This is a genomic window from Faecalibacterium tardum (genome assembly GCF_040096515.1).
In the GTDB taxonomy this organism is placed as follows: domain Bacteria; phylum Bacillota; class Clostridia; order Oscillospirales; family Ruminococcaceae; genus Faecalibacterium; species Faecalibacterium tardum.
Genome location: NZ_JBBMEO010000012.1, coordinates 44,814 through 60,342, shown reverse-complemented (window position 1 = coordinate 60,342; position 15,529 = coordinate 44,814). Strand labels below are relative to the sequence as shown.

General features: G+C 49.9%; 21 protein-coding genes and 1 other RNA gene. 19 read left to right on the top strand and 3 right to left on the bottom strand.

What is annotated here, in order from left to right; all coding sequences use genetic code 11:
• Nucleotides 1-123: 123 nt before the first annotated feature.
• Nucleotides 124-1,062: a homoserine O-acetyltransferase MetA gene (gene metA / locus WMO44_RS09020; protein ID WP_118658218.1), complete on the top strand. Its 939-nt coding sequence runs from the start codon at nt 124-126 to the stop codon at nt 1,060-1,062.
• Nucleotides 1,063-1,262: 200 nt separating this feature from the next.
• Here the strand turns inward: metA and WMO44_RS09015 are convergent, their stop codons facing one another.
• The 3 genes from WMO44_RS09015 to WMO44_RS09005 form a co-directional block, all read right to left on the bottom strand.
• Entirely contained in the window at nt 1,263-2,276 is a 1,014-nt protein-coding gene (locus WMO44_RS09015; protein ID WP_349136510.1) for a tyrosine-type recombinase/integrase, read from the bottom strand.
• Nucleotides 2,277-2,594: 318 nt separating this feature from the next.
• Nucleotides 2,595-3,167: a hypothetical protein gene (locus WMO44_RS09010; protein WP_349136509.1), complete on the bottom strand. Its 573-nt coding sequence runs from the start codon at nt 3,165-3,167 to the stop codon at nt 2,595-2,597.
• Nucleotides 3,168-3,181: 14 nt separating this feature from the next.
• Nucleotides 3,182-3,811, bottom strand: a complete 630-nt coding sequence (locus tag WMO44_RS09005; protein WP_349136508.1) for a LexA family protein — start codon at nt 3,809-3,811, stop codon at nt 3,182-3,184.
• Nucleotides 3,812-4,007: 196 nt separating this feature from the next.
• Between WMO44_RS09005 and WMO44_RS09000 the strand changes: the two genes are divergently transcribed.
• The 18 genes from WMO44_RS09000 to WMO44_RS08915 all read left to right on the top strand — a co-directional run bounded on the left by WMO44_RS09000 (nt 4,008) and on the right by WMO44_RS08915 (nt 15,516).
• On the top strand, nt 4,008-4,247 hold the full coding sequence (locus WMO44_RS09000) for a hypothetical protein (protein WP_349136507.1): 240 nt from the start codon (nt 4,008-4,010) through the stop codon (nt 4,245-4,247).
• Nucleotides 4,248-4,314, top strand: an RNA gene (locus tag WMO44_RS08995) — hammerhead ribozyme type II.
• Between the two features lie 132 nt (nt 4,315-4,446).
• Nucleotides 4,447-4,653: a helix-turn-helix domain-containing protein gene (locus WMO44_RS08990; protein WP_097791491.1), complete on the top strand. Its 207-nt coding sequence runs from the start codon at nt 4,447-4,449 to the stop codon at nt 4,651-4,653.
• 24 nt (nt 4,654-4,677) lie between these two features.
• Nucleotides 4,678-5,202 (top strand): SprT-like domain-containing protein, encoded by a 525-nt coding sequence (locus WMO44_RS08985; protein WP_349152362.1) that lies wholly within the window; start codon nt 4,678-4,680, stop codon nt 5,200-5,202.
• A 103-nt stretch (nt 5,203-5,305) separates the two neighbouring features.
• Nucleotides 5,306-6,151: a phosphoadenosine phosphosulfate reductase domain-containing protein gene (locus WMO44_RS08980; protein WP_349136505.1), complete on the top strand. Its 846-nt coding sequence runs from the start codon at nt 5,306-5,308 to the stop codon at nt 6,149-6,151.
• A 14-nt stretch (nt 6,152-6,165) separates the two neighbouring features.
• The gene (locus WMO44_RS08975) at nt 6,166-6,594 is read left to right on the top strand and encodes a helix-turn-helix domain-containing protein (RefSeq protein ID WP_187031804.1); all 429 of its coding nucleotides are present in this window, start codon (nt 6,166-6,168) and stop codon (nt 6,592-6,594) included.
• 23 nt (nt 6,595-6,617) lie between these two features.
• A complete protein-coding gene (locus WMO44_RS08970) occupies nt 6,618-6,986 on the top strand; it encodes a hypothetical protein (protein WP_349136504.1) in 369 nt (122 codons plus the stop codon).
• On the top strand, nt 6,983-8,341 hold the full coding sequence (locus tag WMO44_RS08965) for an SNF2-related protein (protein WP_349136503.1): 1,359 nt from the start codon (nt 6,983-6,985) through the stop codon (nt 8,339-8,341). Before WMO44_RS08970 ends, WMO44_RS08965 begins: the two co-directional genes overlap by 4 nt.
• Nucleotides 8,289-8,870: a 3D domain-containing protein gene (locus WMO44_RS08960; RefSeq protein ID WP_349136502.1), complete on the top strand. Its 582-nt coding sequence runs from the start codon at nt 8,289-8,291 to the stop codon at nt 8,868-8,870. The genes WMO44_RS08965 and WMO44_RS08960 overlap by 53 nt, the downstream gene beginning before the upstream one ends.
• Complete coding sequence (locus WMO44_RS08955) at nt 8,867-9,313, top strand: siphovirus Gp157 family protein (RefSeq protein WP_349136501.1); 447 nt, start codon at nt 8,867-8,869, stop codon at nt 9,311-9,313. The genes WMO44_RS08960 and WMO44_RS08955 overlap by 4 nt, the downstream gene beginning before the upstream one ends.
• Nucleotides 9,310-9,717: a hypothetical protein gene (locus WMO44_RS08950; RefSeq protein ID WP_349136500.1), complete on the top strand. Its 408-nt coding sequence runs from the start codon at nt 9,310-9,312 to the stop codon at nt 9,715-9,717. The genes WMO44_RS08955 and WMO44_RS08950 overlap by 4 nt, the downstream gene beginning before the upstream one ends.
• Nucleotides 9,704-9,979 carry a hypothetical protein gene (locus WMO44_RS08945; protein ID WP_349136499.1) on the top strand — a complete coding sequence of 92 codons (276 nt, stop codon included), beginning with the start codon at nt 9,704-9,706 and terminating at the stop codon, nt 9,977-9,979. The genes WMO44_RS08950 and WMO44_RS08945 overlap by 14 nt, the downstream gene beginning before the upstream one ends.
• Nucleotides 9,980-9,983: 4 nt before the next feature.
• Nucleotides 9,984-10,400, top strand: coding sequence for a VRR-NUC domain-containing protein (locus tag WMO44_RS08940; protein ID WP_349136498.1), 417 nt, complete (start codon nt 9,984-9,986; stop codon nt 10,398-10,400).
• The gene (locus WMO44_RS08935) at nt 10,322-12,307 is read left to right on the top strand and encodes an AAA family ATPase (RefSeq protein WP_349136497.1); all 1,986 of its coding nucleotides are present in this window, start codon (nt 10,322-10,324) and stop codon (nt 12,305-12,307) included. The genes WMO44_RS08940 and WMO44_RS08935 overlap by 79 nt, the downstream gene beginning before the upstream one ends.
• Nucleotides 12,307-12,642 (top strand): hypothetical protein, encoded by a 336-nt coding sequence (locus WMO44_RS08930; protein ID WP_187031822.1) that lies wholly within the window; start codon nt 12,307-12,309, stop codon nt 12,640-12,642. Before WMO44_RS08935 ends, WMO44_RS08930 begins: the two co-directional genes overlap by 1 nt.
• 13 nt (nt 12,643-12,655) lie before the next feature.
• The gene (locus WMO44_RS08925) at nt 12,656-13,042 is read left to right on the top strand and encodes a hypothetical protein (RefSeq protein WP_187031824.1); all 387 of its coding nucleotides are present in this window, start codon (nt 12,656-12,658) and stop codon (nt 13,040-13,042) included.
• 28 nt (nt 13,043-13,070) lie between these two features.
• Nucleotides 13,071-13,541, top strand: coding sequence for a DUF669 domain-containing protein (locus tag WMO44_RS08920; RefSeq protein WP_349136496.1), 471 nt, complete (start codon nt 13,071-13,073; stop codon nt 13,539-13,541).
• 172 nt (nt 13,542-13,713) lie between these two features.
• A complete protein-coding gene (locus WMO44_RS08915; protein WP_349136495.1) occupies nt 13,714-15,516 on the top strand; it encodes a hypothetical protein in 1,803 nt (600 codons plus the stop codon).
• Nucleotides 15,517-15,529: the final 13 nt, after the last annotated feature.

The window sequence follows — 15,529 nt, the reverse complement described above, 5'->3', positions numbered from 1 at the left end:
CCCCCCCCCCCCCCCCCCCCCCCCCCCCCCACAAATGTGAAATCAAAAATCATGATACCCCTGAAGATGGCAAAGCGAACGCGGAGCCATTTTTGAATCGTCTAGCAAAGGAGCGACTTCCCTATGCCGCTGATCATCCCCAAGACCTTACCTGCCTTTGACGCCCTGTATGAGGAAAACGTCTTTGTCATGCACCGGGAGCGGGCGCTGGCGCAGCATATCCGCCCGCTGGAGATCCTGATCCTGAACCTGATGCCCACCAAGATCGCCACCGAGACCCAGATCGCCCGGCTGCTGGCCAACACCCCGCTGCAGGTGCACATGACCCTGCTGCAGACCGCCAGCCATTCTGCCACCCATGTGTCGGCTGCCCACCTTGAGGCCTTTTACAAGACCTTTGACGAGGTGAAGAACAACCGCTACGACGGCATGATCATCACCGGTGCGCCGGTGGAGACCATGGACTTTGAGCAGGTGGATTACTGGAACGAGCTGTGTGAGATCATGGACTTCAGCGAAACGAACGTCTACTCCACCCTCCATGTCTGCTGGGGTGCACAGGCAGGGCTGTACTACCACTACGGCGTGCGCAAGCAGTTGCTGCCGGAAAAGATGTTCGGCGTGTTCGAGCACCGGGTCACCCGCCCGGCAAACCCGCTTGTGCGAGGCTTTGATGAGGTGTTCTACGCTCCCCACAGCCGCCACACTGGCATCTGCCGGGAGGATGTGGACAACTGCGCCGCACTGCGCATTCTGGCAGAGAGCGACGCCGCCGGCCCCTTCCTCATGAGCACCGAGAACGGGCGGCAGATCTTTGTTACCGGTCACCCGGAGTACGATAAGTACACTCTGGATGCCGAGTATAAGCGGGACGTAGCCAAGGGCTTGCCCATCCATGTGCCCGTCAACTACTACCCGGACGACGACCCCGCAAAGCCGCCGCTGTTCCGCTGGCGCGCCCACGCCCACCTGCTGTACGAAAACTGGCTCAACTACTACGTTTACCAGAACACCCCCTACGACTTAGGGGATATCCAGCGGGTCAAGCACGAAGAAGCATAAGAAACATCAGAAGCCGCCGCGCAGAAAAACTGCCCGGCGGCTTTTCTGTACAGGCAGGTATTGTATGAAAAAAGTACAGGTGGTAAAATAAAAACAGACGAACCCAGAACCCTTGATTTTTCAGGGGTTCGGGGTTTTCTTGTTACTAATGTGTGCATAGTTCAGCGTTCAGCGGCCTAAAATGTTCACCGGTTTGAACCCTATGGAATCAGTTCCACGGTGGCCTTCAGTTCGTCCAAAGTCTTGTGATTATAGACCCGGTTTCCCGTGTCCTTGGACACATGACCCATGAGCAAATCAATACATTTCCGGTTGGCCCCGGCGCTATCCAATTTGGTTTCAAAGGTGTGGCGGCATTCGTGCGGGGTATGGTTCAGCTTCAGGGCCTTCATAATATCCGCCCAAAATATCCGGTATTGGGTTTGATTGCAAATCTTCCCATTGTAGCTGATCAGCCGGGGGCCACCTTCGGCAAGCCGCCGTTCAATCAAGGGCCTGATCTTTGGATGGATGGGAACAATGCGGTTCTTACCGGCTTTCGTTTTGGTGCCGCCCTTCATCGTGCCTTCCTTCAAGTCTATATCTTCAGGTTTCAGGTTCAAAAATTCAGAGATACGCCACCCGGAATATAGCAAGATCAAAACAGTATCAACCCAAGGATCAGACTGATGTTCCCATACCGTTTTGATTTCATCGTTGGTGAACGGAAGGCGGCTGGTGGGCGGTATTGGATCAGAAGTCAGAAGTTCGGAGAAGCACCGGTTTATTATATCCATTTCAAGGGCGAACCGGTCAAGGTGGCCCCACAGGTTCTTAATGGCCGCTTGGGTGCTATACCCTTTCCCACAACCATCAATGGTTTCTTGCATTTGGTAGGATCGCAGTTGCTTGTAAGGTTTGTTCACATACGCTGAACAATGCTTGAACGCTGAACAGAGGGAAGAACGATTGGATTCACCCAGCTTCGGGGCCTTCTTTTCTTTCCAGAGGTCAAAAAGCTGTTGAAGGGTGATCTTGGCCCGGTCAACATCCCAAGGATCACGGTTGTATTCAGCAAGCATGATGTTCCCGGCCTCACGGGTTTCAGCATAGCCAATAATGTCATAGATGGGATGGCCTTTGTCATTCCAACCTATGGTTTTCTTCACAATGTATGGGCGGCGGCGTTGGCCTGATAGCTTTGCAACCGTTCCATACCCGTTTGGATTTCGCATTATATCACCTGAACTTTCAAAATTGGGTATGGCAAAGCTAAACCCCATGTGATATAATGTTCAAAGGCGTTTGAAACATTAACTTCAAAAGGGTTTGTTTCGCCTGACCGCTTCCGGTGTGCAAGACCGGGGGCGGTCATTTTTTTTTGCATTTTGAATGGATGTTGAATGAACTAAAAGCCCGGTAAGGCAAGCGGTTTGGGATAATCCTTCAACATTCAAGATAGTGCAGATACTTCAAACATGAAAGAAAAAAAAGAGTATATAAGAAGTATGAAAAATATAACCAGAAGGGATTTGATCTTGAATGTTGAAGGATTATTCGTTCATAGCGTTTTCAAGATAATCAGCGGCTTTCAGGGGTGGGTTGGAGATGGAAACGGTAGTGTTCATCCCGTTGATGGACAAATCAACATATAAAATTGGAACGCCACCAACTTCCTTCGTTTCCTGTTTGGCAGTTGCGGCACCAACGATGGCCCCGGCTGTTCCGAATAAGGCCCCGCCAACAACGGCCCTACCAATCCCGCCTTTTGTCTTAGTAATGGTTTTCTGTCCAACCTGTTCAATCTTGAAGGCATTGATTTCAGAGAACCTGAAAACAACAGGTTCCAGCTTTGTTTTTTTACTGTTGGACAGGTAAAACATTTTCTGTTCAGGATCAATGAACAAAAAGCCGCTTGCGAAATCTGAAATGACCATTCCGGGTTTGAAGTTACGGAAACGATTGTGGTTTTCTTCCCATGCCTTTTTCACCTGTTCCACAGATGCCAAGGGGGAGCCAGTGGAAAGACGGTTGCAAGCAGGACAAATGGAACCACCATTGATTTGAATTGCCGTAAAGGAAAGTTTTTCACCGCATATCGCACAGCGTTCTTTTTTTCCAAACATGAGGTTTCCCCCTTTCAACGAATATCACTTTGGAAGGCTACGGCTTTTCCAAGAATCCTGATATGATTCAGTTCTTCGCCTGTGTAACGCATGGTTTTATACTTTGGATTTTCAGCGAACAACAACAGTTCGTTTTCTTCAGGATTATATTGAACACGCTTCAATGTGGCTTCATCACCAATCAGGACAGCGGCAATTTCACCATCATCCACCATTTCCTGTTTTCTGATGAACACAATATCCCCGTCATAGATTCTGGCCCCGATCATGGAATCACCCTTGGCCTTCAAGCAGAAATCAGCATGAATGTTTGCACCAGCTTCCACATACAGTTCCTTTTCTTCGTTGGCAAAGATAGGGGTTCCACAAGCAATGTTCCCAAGTAATGGGAACTTTCGCTTTTCAATTCTAAATAGGTTATCCAATTCAACTTCTTCTTTCCAGCCCATTAAATAGGCCGGTGTGGTGTGAAGAACTTTCGCCAAGTCTGCTATTTTATCACGGCGCATATTGGCAATAATCCCATTTTCCCATTTCCGAACGGTGCTTTTACCTACGCCAACAGCATTGCCCACCTGTTCAAGAGTAAGATTATTTTCTTCACGCAAAGTCTTGATTTTTTGGCCCATAGTCAAATCAGCCACATCAACACCCCTTTCACGGTTAGTAACAACAGTATAACCGCAATGTGTCTTTTTTGCAACCCCTAAAGCGAAAAAACAAAAAAAGTTTCTTTTAATCCACAAATGGGGTTGACAAGCGACAAGGGGTGTGATACTATGATGGTGTCCTAAAGGACACGGTAAAAGCGAATAAGACACCGAAAGGGGTATATGAGATATGAGTAAGTATTATGAAGTTCGTTTTTATACAAAGAAAGGCGGGGAACAAAGTTGGATCATCCATGTTGAAGCGAAAACCGCCAAAGAAGCCAAAGAAATTGCAATTCATAAATGGGCTTGCGATAGGCGCTTCAGCGGTATGCACCAATTTGGGATCAAGGTTCGCCTTCTTAAAGCTGATGAAGAATTTCGTTGGCATTACTTCGCAGTGATCGGAGAAGGATGTTTCAATTCTTAAAGCCGAAACGGGCCTGATGGCCCGTCCACCGGAACCGCCCCACCGGTGCTGATGATGGCAGGGCAACAGCGACAACATGAGCGCCCCCGGTTTATGGGTTCGGGTATTGGGTATCAATCCCCATGTAAAAGATATGACCGCCCGGAAATTGCTTGTTGGGGCTTTGGCTGTTCTATTTTTGAAGAAAGGATGTGAGCGAATGAACAAGGCCCGCTTGGAATATGAAATGTCTGTTCGGGGTGTCACCCGTGCCAAGCTGTGTGAAGTCCTTGGGATTTCCCGATCCGCCTTTTACCGAAAGTGTAATGGGGGTTCGGAGTTCACCCAAGGCGAGATTCAGAAGATCGTGGATTTTCTGAACCTTGAAACCCCGGTGGGAATTTTTTTTGATGCGAAAGTGTCCTAAAGGACACCGCAAGGAGTAAGAATCATGAATGAAGTCAGTTTGAAACCGGTCATTGATGAACTTGAAACCTTGTTTTCAAAGTTCAACAAAGCCTTCTTTGAAGGGAAACTGGAAAAGCCTGTGATCACCGTTTCCCCGGATCATACCCGTGGGACCTATGGGTGGTGTACCGGTTGGAAGGCGTGGCAAGACGGCACCAAGGAAGGCGGCTATTACGAAATCAACCTGTGTGCCGAATACCTGAACCGCCCCTTTGAAGAAACCTGTGGAACCTTGCTTCACGAAATGGTTCACCTTCAGAACCTTCAGGACAAAGTTCAAGACACTTCCCGTTCTGGTTCTTACCACAACCGGAAGTTCAAGGAAACTGCTGAAGCCCACGGGCTGACCGTGGAGAAAGGCGAAAAGTATGGATGGCACAAAACCACCCTAAACCCGCAAGCTGAAGCCTTTGTGAAATCCCTTGGTAAGTCCGGGTTCTGTCTGGTTCGGCCCCGTACCAATCCGCTGAAGGGTTCCCGAAAGGGGGGGGGGATCAAGTTCCCGTAAGTATGTTTGCCCCTGTTGCGGAACCATCATCCGGGCCACCAAGGAAGTTCATGTTCTCTGTGGAGAATGTGAAGTGGCCTTTGAAGAACAGGAGTGATAACCAATGAATGAAATAAACCCGAAACCCGAATATTGGGTTCTATCCCTTTCGGGTGGTAAGGATTCCACCGCCCTTGGCCTTGAATGGCTGGCCCGACACAAGACCGATCCTGTCACATATCCCCTTCATGAAGTGGTGTACTGTGACACATGGATGGAGTTCCCGGCCATGATGGAGCATATCAACCAGCTTGAAAAAATCTTCATGGATGCGGGAATCAAGTTCACACGGGTTCAAAATCCAAAATCTTTTGATTGGTTTATGTTTGAATACCAACCCAAGCGCCACAACCCTGAATTGCAAGATAAAAAAGGTCAAAGCTGGCCGGGGCCGCAAGCCCGTTGGTGTACTGCTGAATTGAAAACCAGAATCATCAATAGGTATCTCGCCCATCTTCGTGAAGAATACACCGTTATTCAGTTGATTGGCCTTGCGGCTGATGAAGAATACCGGTTGGAACGGGAACACAATCAGAACCCCGAACACCGTCACCCATTGGCGGAATGGGGTTGGACGGAAGCCGATTGTTTGAAATACTGCTATTCCCACGGTTTTGATTGGGGTGGCTTGTATGAGATTTTCCACCGGGTTTCCTGTTGGTGCTGTCCGTTGCAGAGCCTTGAAGAATTACGGAACTTGCGAAAACATTTTCCCGATCTGTGGGCAAAGCTGTTGGACATGGAACACCGGACTTGGCGAACCTTCCGGGCTGATTATTCAGTTGATCAACTGGAAATCCGTTTTGCTTTTGAAGATGAACGCCTTGCCGCTGGCCTTCCGATCAACCGAACCCGTGAATTTATGACCGAACTTCGGAAGCGGCTTGCAGAAGCCGAACCACAAAAATGAAAGGAGTACGCACAATGACCACCTTTGCAGAGCGTTTGAAGAACGCCATGGAACAGGCCAATATGAGCCAATCCGCCCTGTCTGAACAGGCCGGGGCTTCCAAGGCCGCTATCAGCCAATACCTTTCCGGGAAGAACACCCCCGGCCCTGACCGTATCAAGGCCCTTGCCGATGCAACCGGCGTTTCCTTTGATTACCTGATGGGTTATGGAGCCGCCCCGGTTGCGGAACCGCCCATCAAGAAGATCAGCGTGAAGGAAGCCGCCCGGTGCATGGGCAAATCTGATCAGTTTGTCAGAATCGGCCTTCAGCGTGGCCTTCTTCCCTTCGGGAACGCTGTTCCCGGAACCGGCGCTTGCTGGAATTACTACATCAACCCCACCAAGTTCCGTGATTATGTGGGTGCTGATCAGTTCAATTCTTTCTTCGGCCTTACGGCCTGATTTTTAGAAAAGGAGTAAAAGCAATGAAAACCAGATTTGATGGAACCTTGTGGATTGGAGCCGGTGGACAGGCTTTCCGCCCCGCAGAAATGGGAACCGATCACCTGTTGAACACGGTGAAGATGCTGAAGAACCGCCCCGGCGTGGTGGTGGCTATGGTGGTTCGTGACATTGAAGCCACCCCTGACTGTTGCCCTTTTGACCCCTTCGGTGGCGGTCATTCCGAGTTGGTGAAACAGTCCTTGTTTAACATCACTTCCCTTTCCCCGGAGCAGGTGAGTGATTACGCCCTGAACAGCCCCTTGGGAATGGCTATGAAGGCCGAACTTCTTTCCCGTGGTGTGAATGTGGAAAATTACCTTTCCATGATTGAAGGCCCTGAAACCCTATGATCACGCTGTTCCAGCACCAACAACAGGCCCTTGACGAAACCGAGGGGAAGAACCGGGTGGCCTATTACCTTGATATGGGCCTTGGGAAAACCTTTGTTGGTTCCGAAAAAATGATGAAGCTGAACAAGCGGATCAATCTGGTGGTGTGTCAATGTTCAAAGGTTCAAGACTGGATTGAACATTTTCAAGATTACTACACCCGGAATTGTGTATTCGATCTGACCAACCCCAAAACCTTCAAATGGTTCTTTGAACAGGTTCAGCATGAAGTTCCAACCCTGATGATTGGCGTGATCAACTACGAACTGACTTTCAGGCGGAATGTGCTGAAAACCCTGACCGGCTTCACGCTGATGTTGGATGAAAGTTCCCTGATCCAGAACGAGAACGCCAAACGGTCAAAGTTCATTCTTGGGCTGAAACCGGATAATGTGATCCTTCTGTCAGGCACCCCCACGGGCGGCAAGTATGAAAACCTGTGGAGCCAATGCCAACTGTTGGGGTGGAAGATTTCAAAGGAACTGTTCTGGAAGCAGTACATTCAAACGGAATGGGTTGAAACCGATGGATTTTGGCGGCAACAGATTACCGGCTATAAGAATGTTGACCGGCTGAAGATGAAGCTGGCCGAACATGGGGCCGTTTTCATGACTACCGAACAGGCCGGGATCAGCCTTCCAAAACGGAACTGGATCAAGGTCAAAACCCGCCCTTCACCCCTTTATTGGAAGTTCTGGAATGATCGCTATATTGCGATTGACAGCGCCAACCTTGGTGAATTTGAACTGGATGCGGATTTCTACGGTTCCAATGCCCATTGTGAACGGGAATTGATCGGTGATACCAGTTTGACCCGCCGCCTTTACGCCCGTCAGCTTTGCGGCCTATATAACCCGGCCCGTTATGAAGCCTTCCGGGATTTGGTGAACAGCACGGAAGATCGCTTGATTGTGTTCTATAACTTCACGGAAGAAATGGAACGCCTGAAGGGGATTGCCAAGGGCCTGAACCGGCCTGTGTCTGTTCTTTCCGGTGAAGAAAAGAACTTGGATGCTTACCGCTACCAGCACAACAGCATTACCTTCATTCAGTATCAGGCCGGTGCAATGGGCGGCAACTTCCAGCTTGCCAACAAAATCATTTATTTCAGCCTTCCCCAAGGTTCGGAACTGTGGGAGCAATCCCAAAAGCGTATTCACCGCCTTGGGCAAGAACGGCCCTGCTTCTATTACCTGATGATCTGTCCGGGAACGGTTGAAGAAGATATTCTTTCTACTTTGGAAATGAGAAAGGACTATACCGATGAACTATTCAGAAAGTATGAGCAAGCGGCAACAGCGCCGCAAAGCCCTTAACCAGCGGTTCAGGCGGATGTTCCTTGTGGCCCTTCTGATGGGCCTTGCAATGGGGTTTGTATTTGGGCGCTGTTCTGCTGTCAACAGCAAGGCCCCGGATGCCCCCATTGAACCGGATCAGCTTACCGCCGTGATCCCGGATGTGACCTTGGAGCCGGTGGAAACCCCGCTGGTGGAAGAACCCGCCGAACCTGAACCGGTGCTGTTGGGCAGTTTCAGAATTACCGCCTATTGTTCCTGTGAAAAGTGTTGCGGCGAATGGGCCAAGAACCGGCCCAACGGCATTGTGTATGGTGCCGCTGGTGTGGAACTGAAGGCTGGTGTTTCCTGTGCTTCCCCGCTTCCTTTGGGAACCGTGGTGGAAGTGGAAGGCTTGGGTGAATACATCGTTCAGGATCGCCCCGCCCAATGGGTGATTGACAAATACGGTGAAAACCAGATCGACATTTATTTTGACAACCATGAAGCCGCTTCCGCTTTCGGCCTGAAGCAGTTGAATGTTTATCTGAAAGGAGAACCCGAAAAATGATCAAATGTGAAAATGCTTGCCCCCGTGGAAAATTTGATGGGTGTTGCCACAAATGCCCGGAGTTCCACACTTGCCCTGATTCCTGTCAGGAAAACCCGAACGCCTGTGGTTCGGCCACCTTCGATGAAGAAACGGCCCTTCAGGAGTTCAAGAACACCCAGCTTGCCACCCTGAACGCCATTGCTTCCTTGACCGCCCACAAGAAGGCCATTGAGGATCAGGAAAAGGAAATGAAGGCCAAGCTGTATGAAGCAATGGTGAAGTTCGGCGTGGATAAGTTTGAATCCGATGTTCTGAACCTTACCCTTGTGAAGCCCACCAATGCCACCAGCATTGATTCCGCCAAGCTGAAGAAGAAATACCCGGACATTGCTTCCGAGTGTTCCAAGACCACCGCCAAGGCCGGTTATGTGAAGATCACCCTGAAAGGGGATAAGTCATGAGTTGCCGGGGCTTTGAACCTGTTTGCACCAATAATGAACTTCGGGAGTATTTCAGCGCCAAGGGCCTGACCTATGACGGCATTGATGAAGGTGATATTTTGATCCTTTGTATGATGCTTCAGAAGGAATTGAAGAAATCCAATAAGGCCGGTGAAACTTCCGTCACCATGACTTTGAGCAAACGGGTTGACATGAAGAAGGCCACCAACGGCCACATTACCGAGTGTTACATCTACATGAACGCCCACTATTTCACCCGGCGTGAATGTATCAGCTTCAACCGGGATGGGTGGATTGGCTTTGCAGGATGGGCCGATGATGGCAACACTAACCCGTTGCGCCGTGCCTTCCTTGCATGGTGTGACTATTTGGCGGAAGGTGGTGGGGCCGATGGCAAGGGATGAAGTGTGGGATGCCCTAAAAAATCATGCCAAACAGGTTCATTCAGAACGGGTTGCAAAGAACCCCGACCGGATCGCCTATGCCATTCAGCAGTTTGAAGCCCACGGCATTGAATATCAACTGAAGAATGAGCAAACCGGACATTTCCATTGTTGGCGGAAGTCTGATGATAAACTGTTCCAATTCTACGCTGGAACGGGTAAAATTCAGGGCTTCACCCAAGTCAGAGGTATTCACAGCCTGATTCAGATGTTGGAGGGGTGAGCCGATGGCCGGTGAAAAAAACTTTGAAAATCGCCTGAAGAAATGGCTGGAAGCTGAAGGGATATATCCCTTGGGTGAACCTGTTGACCGCATGAGCGCCCCGCCCTGTGGCTTCTATGAAAAGCGTTGGGGTGGAAGCCGGTATGTGAAAAGCGGCCTTCCCGATATGCGGATCACCGTGAAGGGCATTGCCCTTGAAGTGGAGCTGAAGGCCACCGATGGAACCCCATCTGTGCTTCAGAAGCGTAATTTGGCCCAAATCAACGGTTCACAGGGGTTCGGGTTCATCCTTTACCCGGAAGGCTTTGAAGCCTTCAAGACTATTGTGAAAGGGGTGAAACAATGCGAGTTTCCCACAGCCGGGTTGAAGTCTTTGATAGATGCCCATACAAATACCGCTTGCGATATGTGGAAGGGATAGACACGATCCCGAACACGGATGCAGACAACGCCCTGATCCTTGGCACCGCCCTTCACACCGGCATTGAAGAAGGGGTTGAACAAGCCCTTGACTTCTACAAGAACAGCTTCCCGGTTCTGACGGATGATCACATTCATGAAATGATGAAGCTGGAAGCAATGATCCCCAAGGCAAAGGCCATGTTGCCACCGGGCGGAACCTTTGAATTGCCTATTGGGAACGCTGATTTCATCGGCTTCATGGATTATCTGGTTCCCGTGGGGAAGGGCCTGAAGCTGGATGGGCTGATCACCGGTGAAGATTTGGATGAATTTGAAGCGTTTGATTTGTACGATTTCAAGTATTCTAACAACGCCAAGAACTACGCCGTTTCCGGTCAGCTTCACGAATACAAGTATTGGTATGAACTGACCCATCCCGGCCACCGGATCAGAAATATGTATTTCCTGATTGTTCCAAAGCCCAAGATCAGGCAGAAAAGCACCGAAACCCTTTCCCAATTCCGTGACCGCTTGCAAGCGGCCTTGAAAGATGCTGAACCAACGCTGATGCCGGTTCAGTACAACCCCATGAAGATTGTGGACTTCCTGACCGATGTGAAGCACATGGTTGAAGCCACAGACTTTCCCAAGAACCCAAACCATTTTTGTGGATGGTGTGAGTATGAAGAATATTGTCAGAAAGGATGGGATTATATGTTACTTCCCAAGAATGAACGCCGTGATCTGAACGCCACCAAGAAGAAGGTTGTGTGGCTTTACGGCGCACCCTTCAGCGGCAAAACCTTCTTTGCCAATCAGTTCCCCGATCCCCTGATGTTGAACACGGATGGCAACATCAAGTTTGTGGATGCCCCCTATATCGCCATTCGTGACACCGTTACGGTGGAAGGCCGTATCACCAAGCGCAAGTTGGCCTATGAAGTGTTCATGGATGCCGTGGCCGAACTGGAAAAGAAACAGAACGATTTCCGAACCATCGTGGTTGACCTTCTGGAAGATGTTTATGAATCGTGCCGGGTTTACATCTGTGACCGTCAGGGCTGGAAGCATGAATCTGATGATTCCTTCCGTGCGTGGGATATGGTCAGAAGTGAGTTCCTGAACACCCTGAAGCGGCTTGTGAATCTGGACTATGAAAACATCATCCTGATCAGCCATGAGGACAGAAGCCGTGACCTGACCCGCAAGGGCGGCGATAAGATCAGTTCCATCAAGCCGAACCTTCAGGATAAGGTGGCAAACAAGGTGGCCGGTATGGTTGATCTGGTGGCCCGTATCGTGGCGGACGATGATGAACGGGTGCTGTCTTTCAAGACTTCTGAAGTGATCTTCGGCGGTGGCCGTTTGACTGTCCGTGATAAGGAAATCCCGCTGACCTATGACGCTTTCTGTGAAGTCTACGAGGAAGCCAACCAGAAGGCCGCAGGAGCCGTGAAGCGTGGCGGCAATACCCCGGCTACCCCCGCACCTGAAATCACCGACACGCCCACCACAGCGCCCAGCAGAAGGGGCAGAAAGGTCAAGACTGTAACCCCGCCTCCGGCTGGTAACTATGATCCGGCTGAAGATGCGGCAAAGGCGGCTTGTGGTGATCCTGATGGAACTTGGACACCGGGCGGCGGTGAAAAGGATGATTCTGTTCCTGTTGATGAACCGGCCACCGGTGACACCCCGCCTTGGAACGATCTTCCCAAATGCCCGGACGGTGAACGCATTTTCAGACAGCACGATCAGAACCCGGAAATCCCCCTTTGTCCGTCCATTGACGCTGGCCACCGTTGCCACAAGGAAGGCGGCCCCGATGGTTGCCCCCTGTGGGATCGCCCCAAGGCACAGGCAGAGGAACCCGCACCCAAGACGGATGCTAACCCGCCCCGCCGTACCCGGAAGAAGCGTGAAGAATAATGGCTGATGTGCTGATGATTGCCGGGAAGCCTGAAACCATCTTCAAGGCCCGTGATTTTGAATATCTGGTTGAAAAATACATGGGTTATGAAGCGGCCAAGTATTTCCGGGAATACGCTGAAAAGGCTGATGAAGAAGTCAGATCGGCCAAGGCCGGTGAGAACACAGACCTTGCTTCCTATGAAGCTGACCTTGAAAGCAATCACAGAGCCTTTCAGGACATTCAGACGGAAGCCGCAGTTATCACGGGTGTTCTTCAAGAAAAACGGATAAACCGTGAGAAGATCGCCCATGCAGTCAGGGAAATTGGAAAGATAATTTCCAACCAAATATAAGGAGGAACCCAAAATGAAAAACGATGCCCTGAACCATTTCAAAGAGGAAATGAACAAGCGTGGCCTGTTCCGCAAGATTCAGGTGTGCGCCAACCTGATCCCCCCCCCGCCCGGTGCTGATGGTGAAGCCCTGATCGAACTTCATCGTTCCGCCGCCAAGATCGCCATTCGGAATTACGCTGAACATCATGAAGATTTTTGTGATGTGATGGCGGATGCGGCCCTTGATCATCTGCTGAACACCGTTCTTCCTGATGATCTGTTCATTCCTGATGGTGGTTTTTCCCCTACGAAAGAAGAAGTTGACAACATGAACAGGGCCAAGGAAACGGCTGACAAAGCGGCCAAGGTGCTTGATACCCTGTTTGGTGGGTTGGCTGATCTTCTGAAAACCATTTAATAAATACATTTTTTGGAGGTAAAAAACTATGGCTATTGATTTTGACAAGATTGATCGTTCTGTTGATCTGAAGGGCCTTCAGGCTGATGTGGAGGATGCCAAGAAGAATGGCGGCGGTGATTTCCCCACCATCCCCGCTGGCAAGTATGAAGTGAAGCTGGAAAGCATGGAGATCAAAGGCACCAAGGCCGATCCCAACCGTCCCATGCTGGCCGTGTCCTTCAAAATCCTGTCCGGTGAGTTCAAGAACCAGCGCCTTTTCATGAACCGTGTCCTTTACGGCACCAAGAATGACAAAAACATGATCGCTTCCGCTATGGGCTTCCTTGAAAAGCTGGATTCCGGTGTTCCTGTCAGCTTCACCAGCTACAAGCAGTTTTCCCAGCTTGTTCTTGATGTGGCGGAAGCCATTGATGGAAACTTGGAATATGCGGTGGACTACGATGATTCCCGCTTCAATTCCATCACCGTTGAAGAAGTTTTCGAGGTTGAAAACTGACCCAAAATTTTTTACAATGGAAGTGTCTTTTAGGACACCAACCATTTTTGAAAGTTCACTTTCAAGCCGGGGCGAAAGCCCCGGAGTGGCCCCAAGTGAAAGCCTTCCCGTGGCGGGGCTGATAAGGCGGAAACGCTGACCGATTTCACAAAAGCTGAAAGGATGTGAGTTGATGATCTTCTATGATTTTGAGGTTTTCCGGTATGACTGGCTGGTTGTCCTGATCGACCTGAACGCCCGAAAAGAAACCGTGATTATCAACGATCCCGACAAGCTGAAACGCTTCTATGAGGAACACAAGGGTGTGATTTGGGCCGGTTACAATTCCCGGAACTATGATCAGTACATCCTGAAGGCCATTCTGTGTGGGTTTGATCCAAAGCCTGTGAATGATTGGATCATTGCAGAGGATAAACCCGGTTACAGATATTCAAGCCTGTTCAGGGAATACCCGCTGATCAATTATGATGTGATGCCGAACCCGCCAATCAGCCTAAAGGCGCTGGAAGCGTTCATGGGCCATTCCATTAAAGAAACTTCTGTTCCCTTCGACATTGACCGGCCTTTGACTGAAGCAGAGTTGGCCGAAACGGTCAAATATTGCCGCCATGATGTGGAACAGACGGTGGAAGTGTGGTTACGGCGGAAGGAAGATGAATTTGATGCCCAAATGTCACTTGTGAAGGCGTTCCACCTTCCCATTTCTGACATTGGCCGCACCAAAGCACAGCTTTCCGCCAAAATCCTTGGGGCCGTTCAACGGGAACACAATGATGAATTTGAAATTGAGTTCCCGCCCAGCTTGCGGATCGAAAAATACACGGAAGTTTTGAATTGGTACAAGAACCCCTTGAACCGTGATTATTCCAAAACCCTTGAACTGGATGTGGCCGGGGTTCCCCATGTGTTCGCTTGGGGTGGCCTTCACGGGGCCATTCCCAAATATCACGGGGAAGGTTGGTTTGTCAATGTGGATGTGGCTTCCTATTACCCGTCTTTGATGCTGGTTTATAAGTGGCTTTCCCGCAATGTTCACGATCCTTCCAAGTATGCGGAAATCTACCACACCCGCCTGAAGCTGAAGGCGGAAAAGAACCCCATGCAACAGCCTTACAAGATTGTTCTGAACAGCACCTATGGAGCTATGAAGGATAAGCACAATGCCATGTATGACCCCCGGCAAGCCAACAATGTTTGTGTGGGCGGTCAGCTTCTTCTTCTGGATTTGATTGAACGGCTGGAAGATCATTGTGAAATCATCCAGAGCAACACGGATGGTATTTTGGTCAAACTTCGCCGGTATGAAGATTTTGAAATGCTGGACGATCTGTGTTGGGAGTGGGAGCAAAGAACCGGGATGCGCCTTGAATTTGATGAATTTCAAAAGGTGTATCAGAAGGATGTGAACAATTACATCATTGTTCCTTCCGGGCCGCTTCGTGACGAAAAAGGGAAACCCCGCTGGAAGTGCAAGGGTGCCTATGTCAAAAAGCTGTCTGATCTGGATTATGACCTTCCCATTGTCAACCGGGCCATTGTGAACTATTTCCTTCAGGGGATCAGCCCGGAAACAACCATCATGGAATGTTCCGATCTTCGAGATTTTCAGAAGGTTGTGAAGGTGTCCAGCAAGTACAAATATGCCCTTTATTCCCCGGTGATTACGGAAGCCAAGATCAGGGATGAAAAAGGCCGTTCCAAGAAAATTACCCGCTTCAGCGGCGGTGAGGTTCAGACGGATAAAACCTTCCGGGTGTTCGCTTCCAAAGATCAGAGCAAGGGCGGAATCTTCAAGGTTTCCGGGAAAATCGTCAAGGGCCGGGAAAAGAACCCTGAAAAGTTCGGCAACACCCCGGATCATTGTTTCTTCATCAATGATGATGTGACCAACCTTCCTATCCCGGATGAACTGGACAAGCAATATTACATTGATGTTGCTTGGGATCGGTTGAAAGATTTCGGGGTGGAGCGATGAACAATAAAACCTT

Bases quoted from the DNA above. Each gene is read 5' to 3' on its own strand.
- metA (WP_118658218.1), top strand. From the start codon at position 124: ATGCCGCTGATCATCCCCAAGACCTTACCTGCCTTTGACGCCCTGTAT.
- WMO44_RS09015 (WP_349136510.1), bottom strand. From the start codon at position 2,276: ATGCGAAATCCAAACGGGTATGGAACGGTTGCAAAGCTATCAGGCCAA.
- WMO44_RS09010 (WP_349136509.1), bottom strand. From the start codon at position 3,167: ATGTTTGGAAAAAAAGAACGCTGTGCGATATGCGGTGAAAAACTTTCC.
- WMO44_RS09000 (WP_349136507.1), top strand. From the start codon at position 4,008: ATGAGTAAGTATTATGAAGTTCGTTTTTATACAAAGAAAGGCGGGGAA.
- WMO44_RS08990 (WP_097791491.1), top strand. From the start codon at position 4,447: ATGAACAAGGCCCGCTTGGAATATGAAATGTCTGTTCGGGGTGTCACC.
- WMO44_RS08985 (WP_349152362.1), top strand. From the start codon at position 4,678: ATGAATGAAGTCAGTTTGAAACCGGTCATTGATGAACTTGAAACCTTG.
- WMO44_RS08980 (WP_349136505.1), top strand. From the start codon at position 5,306: ATGAATGAAATAAACCCGAAACCCGAATATTGGGTTCTATCCCTTTCG.
- WMO44_RS08975 (WP_187031804.1), top strand. From the start codon at position 6,166: ATGACCACCTTTGCAGAGCGTTTGAAGAACGCCATGGAACAGGCCAAT.
- WMO44_RS08970 (WP_349136504.1), top strand. From the start codon at position 6,618: ATGAAAACCAGATTTGATGGAACCTTGTGGATTGGAGCCGGTGGACAG.
- WMO44_RS08965 (WP_349136503.1), top strand. From the start codon at position 6,983: ATGATCACGCTGTTCCAGCACCAACAACAGGCCCTTGACGAAACCGAG.
- WMO44_RS08960 (WP_349136502.1), top strand. From the start codon at position 8,289: ATGAACTATTCAGAAAGTATGAGCAAGCGGCAACAGCGCCGCAAAGCC.
- WMO44_RS08955 (WP_349136501.1), top strand. From the start codon at position 8,867: ATGATCAAATGTGAAAATGCTTGCCCCCGTGGAAAATTTGATGGGTGT.
- WMO44_RS08950 (WP_349136500.1), top strand. From the start codon at position 9,310: ATGAGTTGCCGGGGCTTTGAACCTGTTTGCACCAATAATGAACTTCGG.
- WMO44_RS08945 (WP_349136499.1), top strand. From the start codon at position 9,704: ATGGCAAGGGATGAAGTGTGGGATGCCCTAAAAAATCATGCCAAACAG.
- WMO44_RS08940 (WP_349136498.1), top strand. From the start codon at position 9,984: ATGGCCGGTGAAAAAAACTTTGAAAATCGCCTGAAGAAATGGCTGGAA.
- WMO44_RS08935 (WP_349136497.1), top strand. From the start codon at position 10,322: ATGCGAGTTTCCCACAGCCGGGTTGAAGTCTTTGATAGATGCCCATAC.
- WMO44_RS08930 (WP_187031822.1), top strand. From the start codon at position 12,307: ATGGCTGATGTGCTGATGATTGCCGGGAAGCCTGAAACCATCTTCAAG.
- WMO44_RS08925 (WP_187031824.1), top strand. From the start codon at position 12,656: ATGAAAAACGATGCCCTGAACCATTTCAAAGAGGAAATGAACAAGCGT.
- WMO44_RS08920 (WP_349136496.1), top strand. From the start codon at position 13,071: ATGGCTATTGATTTTGACAAGATTGATCGTTCTGTTGATCTGAAGGGC.
- WMO44_RS08915 (WP_349136495.1), top strand. From the start codon at position 13,714: ATGATCTTCTATGATTTTGAGGTTTTCCGGTATGACTGGCTGGTTGTC.